Consider the following 14,875-nt stretch of genomic DNA (forward strand, 5'->3'; position numbering starts at 1 on the left):
CTGTTTTTACCCGCAGAAAAGCCCAAAACACTCTTACTGCGAGCGTATTATAAAATAAAAGTGGAAAATCATCGGAAGAACATCCGTGATTATCTGTCAGCTGAATGCCGACAAGTGAAAATTATACAGAAAAGAAACTAAAAATCAATACAAGTCAAAAAAAATAAATAAAATTCATTCTTTGATCACAATTCGACTGCACACTAGTGCCCCCACTATTCCTATAACAGCACCACTGATAATTCCAGAAATCCACAAAACTGGCAGATACCAAATTATTGCCTTTGTGTTTAATAAGATCATAGCTACGATTATCTGACCAACATTATGAGTAATACCGCCAGCAACGCTAACTACAGTCACACTAAAGCGTGAAGTCTTCTTTAACAGGATCATTACTAATGTACTGAGCATTCCTCCAGCTATGGAAAAAGCAAAGCCCATGATATTCCCAAAAAGTATTGAGACAACTACGATCCTGACAACATTTATGAAAAACGCATTCTTTTCCCCAAGAACATAGAGAGCAACCAGAACAACTATGTTAGTAAGTCCAAGCTTAACTCCAGGCACAGCAAAAAAAGCCGGAATCTGCATCTCGACATAGCTTAAGATCATGGCAAGAGCTGCCAATGCACCATTTAATGCCACCTTCTGTGTATTACTCATTTTTGTCTCCAATTATTATTTAGCCAACTACAGTATCGTAGTCATCTTCACTCTTTATCTTGCCAGCGCTTCTTATTTCCACCACCACTCTATTTGGAAGGCATATTATGGACTGGCCATCTTTGTTTATCTTTCCCATGTGAACACACAGTTTGTCAGGGCATGAGGCCTCTTTTAAATAGGCATATCCATTCTCGATGATCAGAAGGTTTGTTCCGCCGTCATACCCTGTTATTTCAAACTCAAGATCTTCATCAATAGGAAAAGAGTATGCTTCTACACCATCAATACTGACCACAACCTCTGTGCCACCTTTTTGAGTGAGTTTTACTCCACCTAAAATAAGCAAAAAAATAATAAGGAGTATCCCTATCAGGTATATGTCATTTTTCCTCAAAAGTGTTTTTTCCAAAGCAATGCTCCCTAAAAAAATCCTTGTACTGTTTAGATTATACTCTAATCAGCACAAGGATTGATATTTTTATTTACTTATTTTCTCAGATCATGCCTTTGGTTTCTCGTAATAGAATGAATTCTTACGGATAAATCCAATATCTTTGTAGTTTACGATCTGCTCAGTACTTCCAATAAAGAGGATTCCGCCAGGCGCAAGGTGCTCATAATATTTTCTAAATACTTCATCCTTAGCTTCTTCTGTGAAGTAAATGAGAACATTTCTACATACGATAAGGTGGCAATCCTTTGGATATGGGTCTCTTAAAAGATCTGCCTGCTTAAAGGTAACTCTCGATGTGATCTCGCTAGAAACCTTCATTCTGCCATCTTCTGTCTCTGTAAAGTATTTCTTTTTAAACTCGTCAGGAACATTAGATATCTCTTTCTTGTCATAAATAGCAGCTTTAGCCTTAGCAAGAACCACTGCGTCAAGATCTGTTGCATAAATGTTTATCTGATTAAGTGGAATGTGCTTGGAAAGAAGCATAACAATAGTATATGGCTCATCACCTGTTGAGCAGGCAGCACTCCATATCTTAAGATTCTTACCAAACTTGCCCATAAGCTCAGGAACCATTTCCTTATCCATTAAATTCCACTGGTCCATATTTCTAAAGAACTCAGAAACATTGATAGTAAGATATGTAACAAAAGAATCAAGAGCTTCTCTATCTTTCTTGATAAGACCAAGGAATCCATCATATCCCTTAACTTCATACTTACCAATAAGAGTATCGATTCTTCTCTTCATCTGTTTTTCTTTATACGCATTGAGATCAATCTTAGTTAAATCATATACGCCTTTTTTAAACCACTCGTAATCGTATTCCATAAGTGTTTCTTCCTCCTGGTAAATGATTATTTGTTACGTTCTTATTTAATTTTATAGTGGATAGAATATTCTGACAAATTAAATTATTATAAAGCATTGAGAAACAAAAAAGAGCGGTGGTCCATAGACCACCGCTCTAAGTAATAGTCTTTATCAATTCTCTTCGTTCTGCTCTGCGATAACCTTATCGATATCTACTGAAACAACATCTGAATCATCAGCAGCTGCCTCTTCGCTAGGCTCTGGAGCAAACATAGCCTTAATTGAAAGGCTGATCTTCTTCTCATCCTCGTTGAAGTCTACGATCTTAGCTTCAACTTCCTGACCTACCTTAAGTACGTCTGCTGGCTTCTCAACATGCTCTTTAGCGATCTGAGAAACATGAAGTAAAGCGTCAATACCAGGCTCAAGCTCTACGAATGCGCCGAAATCTGTCATTCTAGCAACTTTACCCTTTACTACATTTCCTACAGCATACTTGTCTGTAGCATCCTTCCAAGGATTCTCGTTGTCAAACTTTCTTGAAAGAGCAATCTTGCTACCATCAATTGACTTAACAAGAACCTTAACTGTATCTCCAACCTTGAAGACTTTCTTAGGGCTCTCAACACGTCCCCAGCTCATCTCTGAAATATGGAGAAGTCCGTCTGCACCACCAAGATCGATGAATGCACCGAAATCTGTAACATTCTTAACAACACCGTCAACTACATCGCCAGCTTTGATTGTATCAAAAAGCTTCTTAGCCTGCTCAGCCTTCTCAGCTGTAACGAGCATTCTTCTGTTTCCGATGTATCTTCTTCTCTTAGGATTGTACTCAGTTACTACGAACTGGATCTCCTGATCCTGATACTTTGAAAGATCTTTCTCATAGCTGTCTGATACAAGGCTAGCTGGAATGAAGATTCTAACCTCATCAACTACTACTGTAAGTCCACCCTCAAGTACCTGAACAACCTTAGCTGTAAGTACTTCTTTGTTGTTGAAGGCTTCTTCGATTCTCTTGTTGCCTCTGTCGATGGCAAGTCTCTTGTATGAAAGAATAACCTGTCCGTCAGCATCGTTGGTCTTAAGGACCTTAACGTCCATTGTGTCACCAACTTTAACGGCGGTTGTAAGGTCAATGCTGTTGTCGTTGCTATATTCGTTCTTGGTTAAAATACCGTCGGACTTGTAACCAATGTTAAGGATTATCTCGTCAGGCTTAACGTCAATAACAGTTCCCTCAACAACCTCCCCTGTGTGAATTGTTTTGAACGATTCGTTAAGCATCTGTTCAAAAGTTTGTTCTGACATAATTCTGAACCTCCTCAATAATGTTCTTTGGGGTTGACGCCCCGGCGGTAATACCCACTAATGATACATCCTCTCCTAATTTAAGATGCAGATCATCAAGGGTTTGAATAAAATATGTTCTGGCACATTTCTGACTGCATATTTCATACAGCTTTCTTGAATTAGAACTGTGCGCTCCTCCAATCACAATCATGACATCAGCTTCAGATGCAATCTTCTCTGCTTCTGACTGACGTTCATCCGTTGCATTGCATATAGTATTCACAATATTAATATTGTAACCGTTATTTTTAAAGATTTCAACGGTTTCTTGAAATTTCTTCTTGTTGAATGTAGTCTGTGACACAACTGTGTATTCCAGTTCCCTGTTTTCGCTGAATTTTGCTGCATTTTCAGGACTGTCTACAACATACACTCTATCTCCGGCATAACTGACAATTCCTTCAACTTCAGGATGGTTAGCACTGCCCACCACTATAATGCCCTTACCGTTTCCACTCTCTTCCTGAACGATCTTGTGAATTCTTTTTACAAAAGGACATGTGGCATCGATCACCTCAAGTCCAGTCCCCGAAAGCTTCTCATGTACCTCTTTGGTAACGCCATGAGATCTGATAACAATGATCCCATTTTCAAGACCTTCGATCTCTTCCGGGCTCTCTATGACCTTCACGCCTTTTTTCTCAAGATCTCCAACAACGATCTCATTGTGGATTATGGGGCCATATGTATAAATATTCAAGCCGGTCTTTTTTTCGATCTGTTCATAAACAGTATCAACTGCTTTTGTTACACCAAAGCAAAAACCTGCATGTTCAGCTACTACTACATTCATATAATAACTCACTTTCTGAATAACTGAATTATCTTTTCTGCCACTTCATTTATTGACATATCTGATGAATCTACAAGAACAGCATCATCTGCCTGCTTTAATGGAGAAATCTCTCGGTGCATATCTCTATAGTCACGATCGATGATATCCTTCTCGATAGTATCGATGTCACAATCAACGCCCTTTGCAGTAAGCTCCTTATATCTTCTGTCAGCTCTTACCTTAGAGCTTGCTGTAAGGTAAACCTTAAGCTCGGCATTAGGAAGCACTACTGTTCCAATGTCTCTTCCATCCATAACAACATCTGTTTCGCTGGCAAGCTTTTGCTGAAGTTCAACAAGCTTCTTTCTAACATCAGCATTTACACTGCTGGCAGACGCCATATTTCCAACTTCCTCAGTTCTGATGAGGCCGTTTACATTTTCACCATTCAGATAAACTACCTGTTCGCCATTTTCATGTTTGATGGTGATATCAGCTTCTACGCAGGTCTTACTGATCTTGTCTGATTCTTCCGCCTTGATACCTTTTTTTATCATAAAAAGAGCCATTGCTCTGTACATTGCACCTGTGTCAACGTATATAAATCCAAGTTCCTTAGCTACCATCTTAGCTATTGTGCTCTTTCCTGCTCCTGCAGGTCCATCAATTGCGATTGCTTTTCCCATATCATATCTCCTAAAAAAATTAAATAACAGCAGATTTACCTGCCAAATGTCCAGTAGACCAAGCTACCTGAAGGTTATAACCTCCAGTCTCAGTATCCACATCAATAACTTCTCCAGCAAAGAAAAGTCCGGAAACAAGCTTTGATTCCATAGTGGATGGATTTATTTCCTTGACGTTTACTCCGCCTTTTGTGATGATGGCTTCATTAAAGCTTCTGGTTCCAGTAATGGTCATAGGAAGGTTCTTGATAAGCTTCACAAATCCAAGCCTTTCTTCCTTGGTGATCTCATTTACTTTTTTGTCTGGATCGATTCCTGATAATCTTATCATTACAGGAATTAGTTTGGAAGGGAACAATCCTCCCACAACATTTTTAAAACTCTTATTGAGGTTATCTTCAAAATCTCTTAAAACTCTTTTATCAAGCTGTTCATCTGTAAGAGCTGGCTTAAGATCAAGAACAAGCTTGTAGTTCTTCGTCTTTTGATAATAACAACTGCTTGTGAGAACTAAAGGTCCGCTTACTCCAAAATGAGTAAAAAGCATCTCTCCAAAGCCGTCGTAAACCGGTTTTACTTTCTTCTTTTTTGCTTCGCTGTTCTGATCGTCAAGAAGCATCTTAAGTCCAACATTTTTCAGCGACAATCCCTGAAGCTCTTTGCACCATGGCTCTTTTATCTCAAATGGAACAAGGGATGGCTCAGGATCAACAATGGTGTGCCCCATGCTCTTTGCGAATTTGTATCCATCACCAGTTGATCCTGTTGAAGGATAGGACATTCCACCAGTGCAAACGATAACACTGTCAAACTCTTCCCTTGTAATAGGCTCATCATCTCTGCCATAGGTGACAGCACTTACAGCCCCTGCACTGCTCTCTATCGAAAGGATTTCTGTTCCAAACTCAACTTTTACACCTGCTTTTTTGACAGCATCAAACAAAGTTCTGATGATATCGGATGAGTGGTCGCTGACAGGAAATACCCTCTCTCCACGCTCTGTTTTAAGGTGACATCCGTTATTTTCAAAAAAATCCATAACTGCAGTATTGTCAAAATCATATACCGCGCTGTACAAAAATCTTGGATTTCTCCTGACATAATTAAAATAGTCAGATACATCACAGGCATTTGTTACATTACATCTTCCTTTTCCTGTGATATAGATCTTTTTGCCAGGTTTTTCATTTTTCTCAAAAATAGTGACGCTTCCGCTGCCCTGTGCAGCAGCAAGCGCCGCCATCATACCAGCTGCCCCGCAGCCAATAACTGCAATTTTTTTCATTAAAAATCCTCTTATGCTTCCTCTTTATCTTTATTTTTACCAAGAGGATAGCCGATCATCGGTGCATCTGATGCAAAATCTATCTCATCATTTAGATACACCTGATAATTATTCCATGTCTCTTCCAGCATCTTAAGGTCAGCCGCAACTTCATTTGGTCTCTTCATACAAAGAGCTACAACAAGCGCATTTATAACACTAAGCGGCGCAACTAATGAATCAACAATAGACGCCATCTCGCTCTTAGCCAAAAGATTGCAGGATGAATACAGGTTCATAGGTGAATGAACAGAATCTGTTATGGTAATAACCTTGGCATTTCTGTCATTTGCAAATTCCATGCACTTAAGTGTCCTCATAGAATAGCGTGGAAAGCTGATTCCTATGATACAGTCTCTGTCATTTATCCTGATCATCTGCTCAAACATCTCAGAAACACTAGTTGTCCTGATAAGAATGTTATTGCCTCTGATGATATTAAGATAAAAATGTAAAAAGTCAGCTAACGGTTCACAGCTGCGAAGGCCCACAATGTATACTGTTCTAGCCTTAAGTATTATATCAACTGCTGTTTTAAAAGCTGCCACATCAATATTATTGATGGTATGCTCTATATTCGCCATATCTGACTGCAGGATAGTTGAAAGTATCTCGCCTTCATTACTCTTTCCAAATTTCCTTCCGACCTTCTCAACGGAACCAAATTTGTCACTTACCCATACAGAAAGAGATTTCTGAAACTCAGGGTATCCTTCATAACCAAGACTCATTGCAAATCTTACAACTGTTGATTCGCTCATTCCAACCATCTTGCCCACTTCTGCAGCAGTCATAAATACAGCCTGCTCATAGTGGTCACATATATATTGAGCAATAGATTTCTTTCCTTTGCTCATTCTGGAGTAGCACTCGTTAATTCTGGTGATTACATCAACATCTTTTTCGAACTTCATAGACTAAATGCCTTATATGCTGACTCAAGCATAGCTACAGATGTCTCTTTGTCGAGATCATAATCTCCTGTTGCAGCCATACATCCAGCACCATGAATGAATATCCACATCTGCATAAAAAGCTGCTGCGCATTGGTAGCCCCCTTAGCAGCTGCCTTATTTATCTCTTTAACAACGTTCTCACTAGAACCATTTACAAGATCGTACATGCTCTTGCTCTCAGGTCCCTGCTCTGAAATAAAAAGAAGTCTGAAAAGATGAGGATATTTCTGAGCAAAGCCAATATAAGCAAGTCCAAGGTCAACAAATGGAACTTCATGAGACTTTTCATAATCGTTATAATAACTCTCGTAATATTCTGCCGCTTTATCATAAACGTCCTTTTTGAGTGCATCCATATTCTCGTAAATACGGAATATAGGCTGAGTCGAACAACCTGCTGCAGCTGCGAGCTTTCTAGAAGTAATCTGCTCAAAGCCTTCTTTTCTTGTGATCTTAAATGCCGCATTTACAATTTCTTTCTGCGTAATTGTAGCTTTTCTGGACATTGGTATCCCTCCCAAACAAAATTTGCGCATGCCTCTAAAAATAAAAAGCACGCGTTATTATTTTACAAAAATAGCGGGACTGTGTCAACACAGACCCGCCACAAAAAGCTTAAGTTTTCTTAGATTTCTTCTACATAGCTGACATATTCAAGTTCATTTAACATAGCCATTATTTCCTGGTGTGAACGCTTTTTATCAAAATCAATATCAATGATTATTGCTGCGTCTGATGACTGAAGAGTTTTCTCTTTGCTCTTGGTCATACTATTTACAGAAAAGCCCTGAGTAGTTATCCACTTTGTAAGCTTTCTGACTCCGCCATCTTTATTAACCTCAATATACAAGCTGATATATTTGCTATACTCTTCAACCTTCTTACTAAGCTGCATAAGTACTATGTTAGCAAGCATGATCAATAAGAAGCAGATGATACCAACCACAAGATATCCGGCACCAATAGCCATTCCCATGCAGGATGTAACCCAAAGTGAAGCAGCTGTTGTAAGTCCTTTGATCTGTTTCTTTCCTGTTACAAGAATTGTACCTGCGCCAAGAAAACCTATACCACTTACAACACCAGCAGGTATTCTGCTGACATCAGCAGAAAGATCAGGAAGCATTGCCAAATAAATATTAAGTGCAGTTGCTACCGCCGATCCAAGACTCACAAGTGCGAAGGTCTTGATTCCAGCACTGTGTCTTTTGACAACTCTTTCCCATCCAATAAGACTTCCAAAAAATGTAGCCAACAATAATCTGATCCCTACAGCAATATCATTAGCACTTTCTAAGTAGTCTAGTATCATTCCAATACTCATCCCTTATCTCCAATCATATATATATTTCCCTATGCTAGGATTATACTCCACTACCAGCAAAAATGAATCATCCATTTACTTGCAAATCTTGTATTATCCACGAACAAAAAAGCATTTTTATTCATAAACTTTTGATTGCAAAGGATAAACATTTAATAAATAATACATTAACAAATTGGCAAGCGCAGACTACACCTGTATTTGATTGATATCACTTGATTTTCTTAAGTTTTCATAAACACGGTTATTTTTATGTTTTTATGCTAAAATATTTACAATAAATTAAATTTTCTGACTTTTCCGACGGAGGACACAACTTGTTTAGCGCAGCTGAAGACAAAAAAAGACTTGAACAATACTTCATCGATAATATCGACAAAGCAATTGCTAATGAATGGATAAAGGCTTATCACCAGCCTTTAATTCGTGCTGCCAGCGGTCTTGTTTCCGACGAAGAAGCCTTTGCAAGATGGGAAGACCCTGACGGCAGCTATTACACTGCTTCTGAATTTGTTCCTGCATTAGAAAAAGAAAAGATCACTTACAAACTCGACCTTTATATGGTAGAGCGCGTTCTCAAAAAGATGAAAGATCAGTCCAAGCATGGTCTTTTCATAGTGCCTGAATCAGTGAATCTTTCTAGCTCAAGTTTTCATAACTGCGACATGGTAAAAGAGATCTTAAAAAGGATTGATGCTTCTGGTATTCCAAGATCAAAGCTATCAGTTGAGTTGTCAGAAAAAGCCATCGCATCTGATCCTGATTTCATGAAAGAGCAAGTAGACAATTTAAGGCAAGAAGGAGTAAAAGTATGGCTTGATTCCTACGGTAATGGATATTCTTCGTTATTGTTGCTCCTAAAAATACAATTTGATCTTCTAAAAATTGATAAAAAATTTGTTGACCAAATAGGCAAAAACGAAAATGGACAGATCATCCTTACTGAACTTATCAGAACTGCAATGGCAATTGGACTTGATACTGTGGCTGAGGGTGTCGAAAATAAGATGCAGGCTGATTTTCTCATGGAAATAGGCTGTACCAAGCTCCAGGGATACTATTTCATAGAGCCTATTTCACTGGCCCAGATCATCGAGAGAAATAAAAACGGTATACAGATCGGATTTGAGAACCCAGAAGAGGTTGAATACTTTGATATTGTTGGTAAAGTAAATCTCTATGATCTCTCTTTCCCTAAAGACGACGATTCTACTTTGAATAAATACTTTGACACTATGCCTATGGCTATTTTTGAAATGGATAGCACTAAGGCAACTTTAGTCAGAAGTAATAAGAGCTATAGAGAATTTATGGCAACAAATTTCCCAACACATAAACCAGTCAAGGAATATATGTATGATGCTTTCAAGTCAAGACCAGGCCAGTATTCTTTTAACGCAGTAAGACAATGTGCTCTGGATGGCAAAAGAGTCATATTAGACGACAGATTGAAGGACGGAAGAATACTTCATCTTTTGATCAACCGAATAGCTGTAAATCCAGTAACTGGCGCAGCCGCAGTTTCTTTAGTTATACTTTCGATCGACGATTCAGTTGTAAAAGCAGGCCTAAACTATAACTATATTGCACGCGCCCTTTCTGAAGACTACATCAATCTGTATATGGTCAACATGGATGACGACACCTTTACTGAATATAAAGCAGATGGAATTAACCGCGATATTTCCTTTAACAAACATGGCGATAATTTCTTCGACATTTATAGAGACGAATTTGAATATGAGATGATGCCTGAAGATAAGGAACAGCTAAATAAAGTCTTCACAAAAGAAAACGTCATAGATAATCTAAAAAAAGAAGGCGTATACTCCATATTCACCAAGGTCGTGATCGATAAAGTTCCGACATATGTAAATATAAAGATGGTCCAGATACGAGGTGACGGAAATTATATCATTGTAGGAATCAACAACGTAGATAAACAGATAAAGACCAGAGAAGCTCTTGAAAAAGCAAAGGAAGAAAAGATCATATATTCACGACTTGGCGCTCTTTCCGAAGACTACATTTATATTTTTACTGTAGATCCATCGACATCAAAGTACAAAAAATATAATCCTTCGAACACAACTTCAGACCTTGGTCTTGCTGAAGAAGGCGATGATTTCTTTGGCGAAGTAATCAAAAAAGCAAGTAAAGGAATCTACGAAGAGGATGTGGAATTTTTCCTTACTTCTTTTACAAAAGAAAATGTCTTCAAGCAAATTGAGACAAAGGGACTATACGAAAATCATCATAGGCTAAAAATATCAGGTGTTCCGATTTATGTAGTAATGCGTGCTAATCTAGTCAATGAAGATGGACATGATAAGCTTATCGTTGGTATCTTCAATATTGATAACAAAGTCAAAAAAGACAGAGAATATGCTGAAAATCTCTATGCTGCCGAAAGCAAAGCCAACATTGACGAGCTTACAGGAGTCAAGAACAAGAACGCTTATTCCGAAACTGTGGCGACACTTAATGAGCTTATCGAAAGAGGCAGCATGACTCCATTTGCTATTGCCGTCTTTGATATCAACGGCCTTAAAGAAGTTAATGATACACAAGGACACCAGGCTGGTGATGAATTCATCAAAAAAGGCCGTGACATGATCTGTAGATTTTTTAAACACAGTCCGGTTTATAGAATTGGTGGCGATGAGTTTGTAGTCATCGTGCAAGGATATGATTTCCTGAACATCGATTCTATCATGACAAAAATACATAAGCACAATGTCAAAAACAAACTCAAAGGAGATATTGTCGTTGCTGCCGGTTGTTCCAAATACGCAGGCGATCCAAGCATAGCAACTGTTTTTGAAAGAGCAGACAAAGAAATGTATGATAACAAAAACGAATTAAAACAGATATGAGTTGGCTTTTAGCCAACTCTTTCTTTTTTTATAATCTGGTAGTATTTTTTCAACTTCTGCCCAAAATCTCGGAGAATGGTTCATCTCTTTTCTATGACAGAGTTCATGAACCACCACATAATCAATAACTTCATCAGGAGTCTTCATAAGAAGGCAGTTAAAATTAAGATTACCCTTTGCACTACAGCTCCCCCACCTGCTCTTTTGCATGCGGATAGTTATAGTCCCATAATCGACGCCTATTAGCTTGGCATAGTATTCCACCTTAGGTGGGATCACCCTCTTTGCCTTAGTCACAAGATACTTTACTTCCTGCTTAGAAATTGGCTCTGCTTTTTCTAAATGCTTAACCGCTTCTAAGTGCTTATCTATCCAATCAGCCTTTTCACCAATAAACCGGTTGATCTCTGATACAGGGTACCTGATAGGTGCTCTGACAACCACTCTTCCATCACTTGTAACCTGTATTGCAAGAGTTCTTCTTTTGCTTCGTATAAGTTCTATCTTTCTATCCATGTTATCCCAATAATTCCAGCAATTCTTCCTTTGATAGTTTTGGAGTACTAAGAGAATCAGAATTAAGAAGCTGATCTGCCAGTTCCTTTTTCTTATTCTGAAGAAGTATTATCCTCTCCTCTATTGTATCTTTCATAATAAGTCTGTATACAGTCACAACATTCTTTTGCCCAATTCTGTGAGCTCTATCCGTTGCCTGATTCTGTACAGCTATATTCCACCAATGGTCATAGTGGATCACTATATCAGCAGCAGTAAGGTTAAGACCTGTTCCTCCTGCCTTTAAGGAAATGCAAAATACCGGGGTATCATCCTCCTGAAATGCGTCCACCATCTTGATCCTGTCTTCCTTTTTGGTGGCTCCCGTCAGCAGATAATGGCTAATACCCTCTTTAGATAAGAGTTTTGATATCCTGTCAAGCATGGATGTAAACTGCGAGAACAAAAGAACCTTGTGTCCACTTTCTGCCGCGCTCCTTATCATTTCAAGCAAAAGATCTGCCTTGGCACTGCCTCCGTTATAGTTTTCATATATAAGTCCAGGATCACAGCATAGCTGACGAAGTCTTGTAAGCTCAGAAAGTATCGCAATCCTATCCCTTTTTATTTCCTCATCGTCTTTGGAATGAACCAACATCTTTACTCTCTGAAGATGGGCTTTATACAGCTGTTCCTGTTCCTTGGTCATCTGAGAAACAATGTTTTCCTCTAGTTTATCAGGCAGTTCCTTAAGGACATCCTTTTTTAACCTTCTGAGCACAAATGGAGCTATCATTCTCCTTAAATGCTGCATCTCATCGCTGTCTCCATCAGACACAACCGGAATCTCTATCTTTTCCTTGAAATTCTTGTAATTAAAAAGGTATCCCGGCATGCAAAAGTCAAAAATACTCCAAAGTTCACTCAGTCTATTCTCAATAGGAGTTCCTGTAAGAGCAGCTTTAAATCCAGCTTTAACTGACTTAACAGCTTTAGCCACCTGTGTTGAAGGATTCTTGATGAACTGAGCCTCATCTATTATCATGCACTCAAAGGAAAGATATCTGTACAGATCGATATCTCGTCTAAGAAGATCATAAGATGTTATGATAACATCCGTTTTTTCTTCATCAATCTCTGATGTAACCCTTTCTCTATCTGGCTTGATACCCACCGCCAGTTCACAATTAAGTTCAGGTGTAAAGCGCTTTATCTCATGTTGCCAGTTGTATACCAAAGATGCAGGACAAACAATAAGAGAACACCTATTATTTATCCCCTGCCTTTTAGCTTCCTCTTTCATTGATAAAAGAAGCGATAACACTTGAAGTGTTTTACCAAGTCCCATATCATCAGCAAGTATTCCGCCAAATCCATTTGCCTTTAAGGTTTTTAGCCAGTAATAACCTGATTTTTGATAATCCCTAAGAACATCTTGCAAAGACTCTGGTATATCATATTCTTTCTCATAACTTCCCGCAAAGGTGTTTACAAGCTTTTTAAATTCTCTACTTAGACTTATATGCGAGAATTCATAGTCTTTGCTCTTATCTGCAAGCTCATCCAGGAAAAGAGCTCTGAACTTAGGTATAGAAACGTGGCCTTCAGCAAGATCGTTTTTGGACAGTAAAAGTCCATCTCTAAGAGAGTAGAGAATATCCATCTCCTTACTTGAAAGGTCTAATACTTCCCCACTCTTTAGTCTGTAGTACTTTTTCCTTCTGTCATATCTGTTCAAAATATCATCAAGCTCTTTTACTGAAATATCTTCTGGAACAATAGACAGTTCCAAAAGGTCAGAAACCACTGATACTCCAAGATTTACCCTTGGAGCAGCTTTGATATTTATGGAATGGATAGCCTCCGAAAGATACACATCTCCCAGACCATACAAGATCTTAATATCCTGCGTTAAGAATGAATATATCTTATCTTCGCTACTTTCATCTGCTTCAATATATAAAACGCCTTTTTTATTATCCAAGTTATCAAAGAGAGGACTTATTGTCTTAGCGATCTTACTTTCTTTAAACAGATCTCTTTTTATGAATCCTCTGGCATCATTTCCGCCACTATTTATTCCATCATCGAAGCCTCTCCCAAAAATATGGAATATCTGCTCATCATATCTGTCTGCATAGTAAACAGCCTGCACGTCGCAGGTGATGGTATATGTTTCAGGCATATCAAGGTATATTCTAAATTTTGGTACATCCGGTGAGTATTTTGTGACATCAAATCCATCAATGCTCACATTCAGATACTCATTTAATACAGGCAAAAGACCTGACGAAAACAGTGGAAGATCCTTTTCCGCAATAAAAAGTTCATTTTCTGTTCTTCTAGAAGAAAGAAAAGTTAGAAATGGCAGAATTGGCGCACAATCTTTCCTTGGTATCACATGGATCTTTCTCTTTTTTTCAAAATAAATATTTGAATAACCCTCAAACATGGTAAAAGGGGCCGCTTCAAAGGTAACTCCATTTGCAGTTTTTTCTATTGAAAGATCTATCGGCGGAAAAGTTTCGTCTTTTTCAAGAAGTCTCTCGTCAATGTGCCTTGCTCTGAAATCTTTGTTCACAAAATAAAGACTGTTAACAGAAGCAAAAAACTCATCAATCTCATGACCTTTTAGTTCTATTTCCTTGTTATGTCCCTTTCCATAAGGGTAAGAGACTGTTCTCTTTTCTCTGAAATAATCATTTAAAAAACTTATGATATTACGAGTCTCTTCTGTGAATGCTTTTTTATCATGGGTAAAAGAAAGATGTTTGCCGTAGCTTACTGTTTCGCATTCATCTACAGCAGTCAAGAAGTCAGAAATATCTTTTAACACATAGCACGCACCAGACATTCTGTCACAGATATTAAAGCTAAGCGTCATCTTATCTCTATAGTAAGCCACATGGGGCTCAAGCTCTATAAGAGAAGCTTTTTTATACAATAAAGGGGCATTACTCTCTGGAGAGTATGCCCTTAATAATTTCTTGGTCTCAAAAGAAGTATAATGGAAGTCACTTCGAGCATCAGAAACAAACCTCCTACCTGAGGCCGTAATGAACTCACTTTTTGCGCTTTCATTCTGATTATGATCTGATATCATGGTACCCCTTTAACAATACAAAATCTTCAACAATGTATCAT

The 14,875-nt window shown here is 38.3% G+C and carries 13 protein-coding genes; 1 reads left to right on the plus strand and 12 read right to left on the minus strand.

What is annotated here, in order from left to right:
* Window positions 1–174: 174 nt before the first annotated feature.
* The 10 genes from bhn_RS09755 to bhn_RS09800 all read right to left on the minus strand — a co-directional run bounded on the left by bhn_RS09755 (window position 175) and on the right by bhn_RS09800 (window position 8,360).
* Complete coding sequence (locus tag bhn_RS09755) at window positions 175–669, minus strand: Gx transporter family protein (protein ID WP_071176526.1); 495 nt, start codon at window positions 667–669, stop codon at window positions 175–177.
* A gap of 19 nt (window positions 670–688) precedes the next feature.
* A complete protein-coding gene (locus bhn_RS09760; RefSeq protein ID WP_161487319.1) occupies window positions 689–1,081 on the minus strand; it encodes a NusG domain II-containing protein in 393 nt (130 codons plus the stop codon).
* 90 nt (window positions 1,082–1,171) lie between these two features.
* Entirely contained in the window at window positions 1,172–1,957 is a 786-nt protein-coding gene (locus tag bhn_RS09765) for a CheR family methyltransferase (protein ID WP_071176527.1), read from the minus strand.
* Window positions 1,958–2,110: 153 nt separating this feature from the next.
* Window positions 2,111–3,253 (minus strand): 30S ribosomal protein S1, encoded by a 1,143-nt coding sequence (gene rpsA, locus bhn_RS09770; RefSeq protein ID WP_071176528.1) that lies wholly within the window; start codon window positions 3,251–3,253, stop codon window positions 2,111–2,113.
* Window positions 3,234–4,088: a 4-hydroxy-3-methylbut-2-enyl diphosphate reductase gene (ispH, locus tag bhn_RS09775; RefSeq protein ID WP_071176529.1), complete on the minus strand. Its 855-nt coding sequence runs from the start codon at window positions 4,086–4,088 to the stop codon at window positions 3,234–3,236. The genes rpsA and ispH overlap by 20 nt, the downstream gene beginning before the upstream one ends.
* A gap of 8 nt (window positions 4,089–4,096) precedes the next feature.
* Window positions 4,097–4,756 (minus strand): (d)CMP kinase, encoded by a 660-nt coding sequence (cmk, locus tag bhn_RS09780; RefSeq protein ID WP_071176530.1) that lies wholly within the window; start codon window positions 4,754–4,756, stop codon window positions 4,097–4,099.
* A gap of 19 nt (window positions 4,757–4,775) precedes the next feature.
* On the minus strand, window positions 4,776–6,041 hold the full coding sequence (locus bhn_RS09785) for a BaiN/RdsA family NAD(P)/FAD-dependent oxidoreductase (RefSeq protein ID WP_071176531.1): 1,266 nt from the start codon (window positions 6,039–6,041) through the stop codon (window positions 4,776–4,778).
* An 11-nt stretch (window positions 6,042–6,052) separates the two neighbouring features.
* A complete protein-coding gene (locus bhn_RS09790; protein ID WP_071176532.1) occupies window positions 6,053–6,994 on the minus strand; it encodes a MurR/RpiR family transcriptional regulator in 942 nt (313 codons plus the stop codon).
* Entirely contained in the window at window positions 6,991–7,542 is a 552-nt protein-coding gene (locus bhn_RS09795; RefSeq protein WP_071176533.1) for a TetR/AcrR family transcriptional regulator, read from the minus strand. Before bhn_RS09795 ends, bhn_RS09790 begins: the two co-directional genes overlap by 4 nt.
* 119 nt (window positions 7,543–7,661) lie before the next feature.
* Window positions 7,662–8,360, minus strand: coding sequence for an MgtC/SapB family protein (locus bhn_RS09800; protein WP_071176534.1), 699 nt, complete (start codon window positions 8,358–8,360; stop codon window positions 7,662–7,664).
* Between the two features lie 317 nt (window positions 8,361–8,677).
* Here bhn_RS09800 and bhn_RS09805 point away from each other — a divergent pair, with 317 nt between their 5' ends.
* Window positions 8,678–11,236, plus strand: a complete 2,559-nt coding sequence (locus tag bhn_RS09805; protein ID WP_071176535.1) for a bifunctional diguanylate cyclase/phosphodiesterase — start codon at window positions 8,678–8,680, stop codon at window positions 11,234–11,236.
* Here the strand turns inward: bhn_RS09805 and bhn_RS09810 are convergent.
* On the minus strand, window positions 11,222–11,752 hold the full coding sequence (locus bhn_RS09810) for a M48 family metallopeptidase (protein ID WP_071176536.1): 531 nt from the start codon (window positions 11,750–11,752) through the stop codon (window positions 11,222–11,224). The genes bhn_RS09805 and bhn_RS09810 overlap by 15 nt on opposite strands.
* 1 nt (window position 11,753) lies before the next feature.
* Window positions 11,754–14,834, minus strand: coding sequence for a DEAD/DEAH box helicase (locus tag bhn_RS09815; RefSeq protein WP_071176537.1), 3,081 nt, complete (start codon window positions 14,832–14,834; stop codon window positions 11,754–11,756).
* Window positions 14,835–14,875 lie beyond the last annotated feature (41 nt).

Origin of the sequence: Butyrivibrio hungatei (assembly GCF_001858005.1) — a bacterium.
GTDB classification, from domain to species: domain Bacteria; phylum Bacillota; class Clostridia; order Lachnospirales; family Lachnospiraceae; genus Butyrivibrio; species Butyrivibrio hungatei.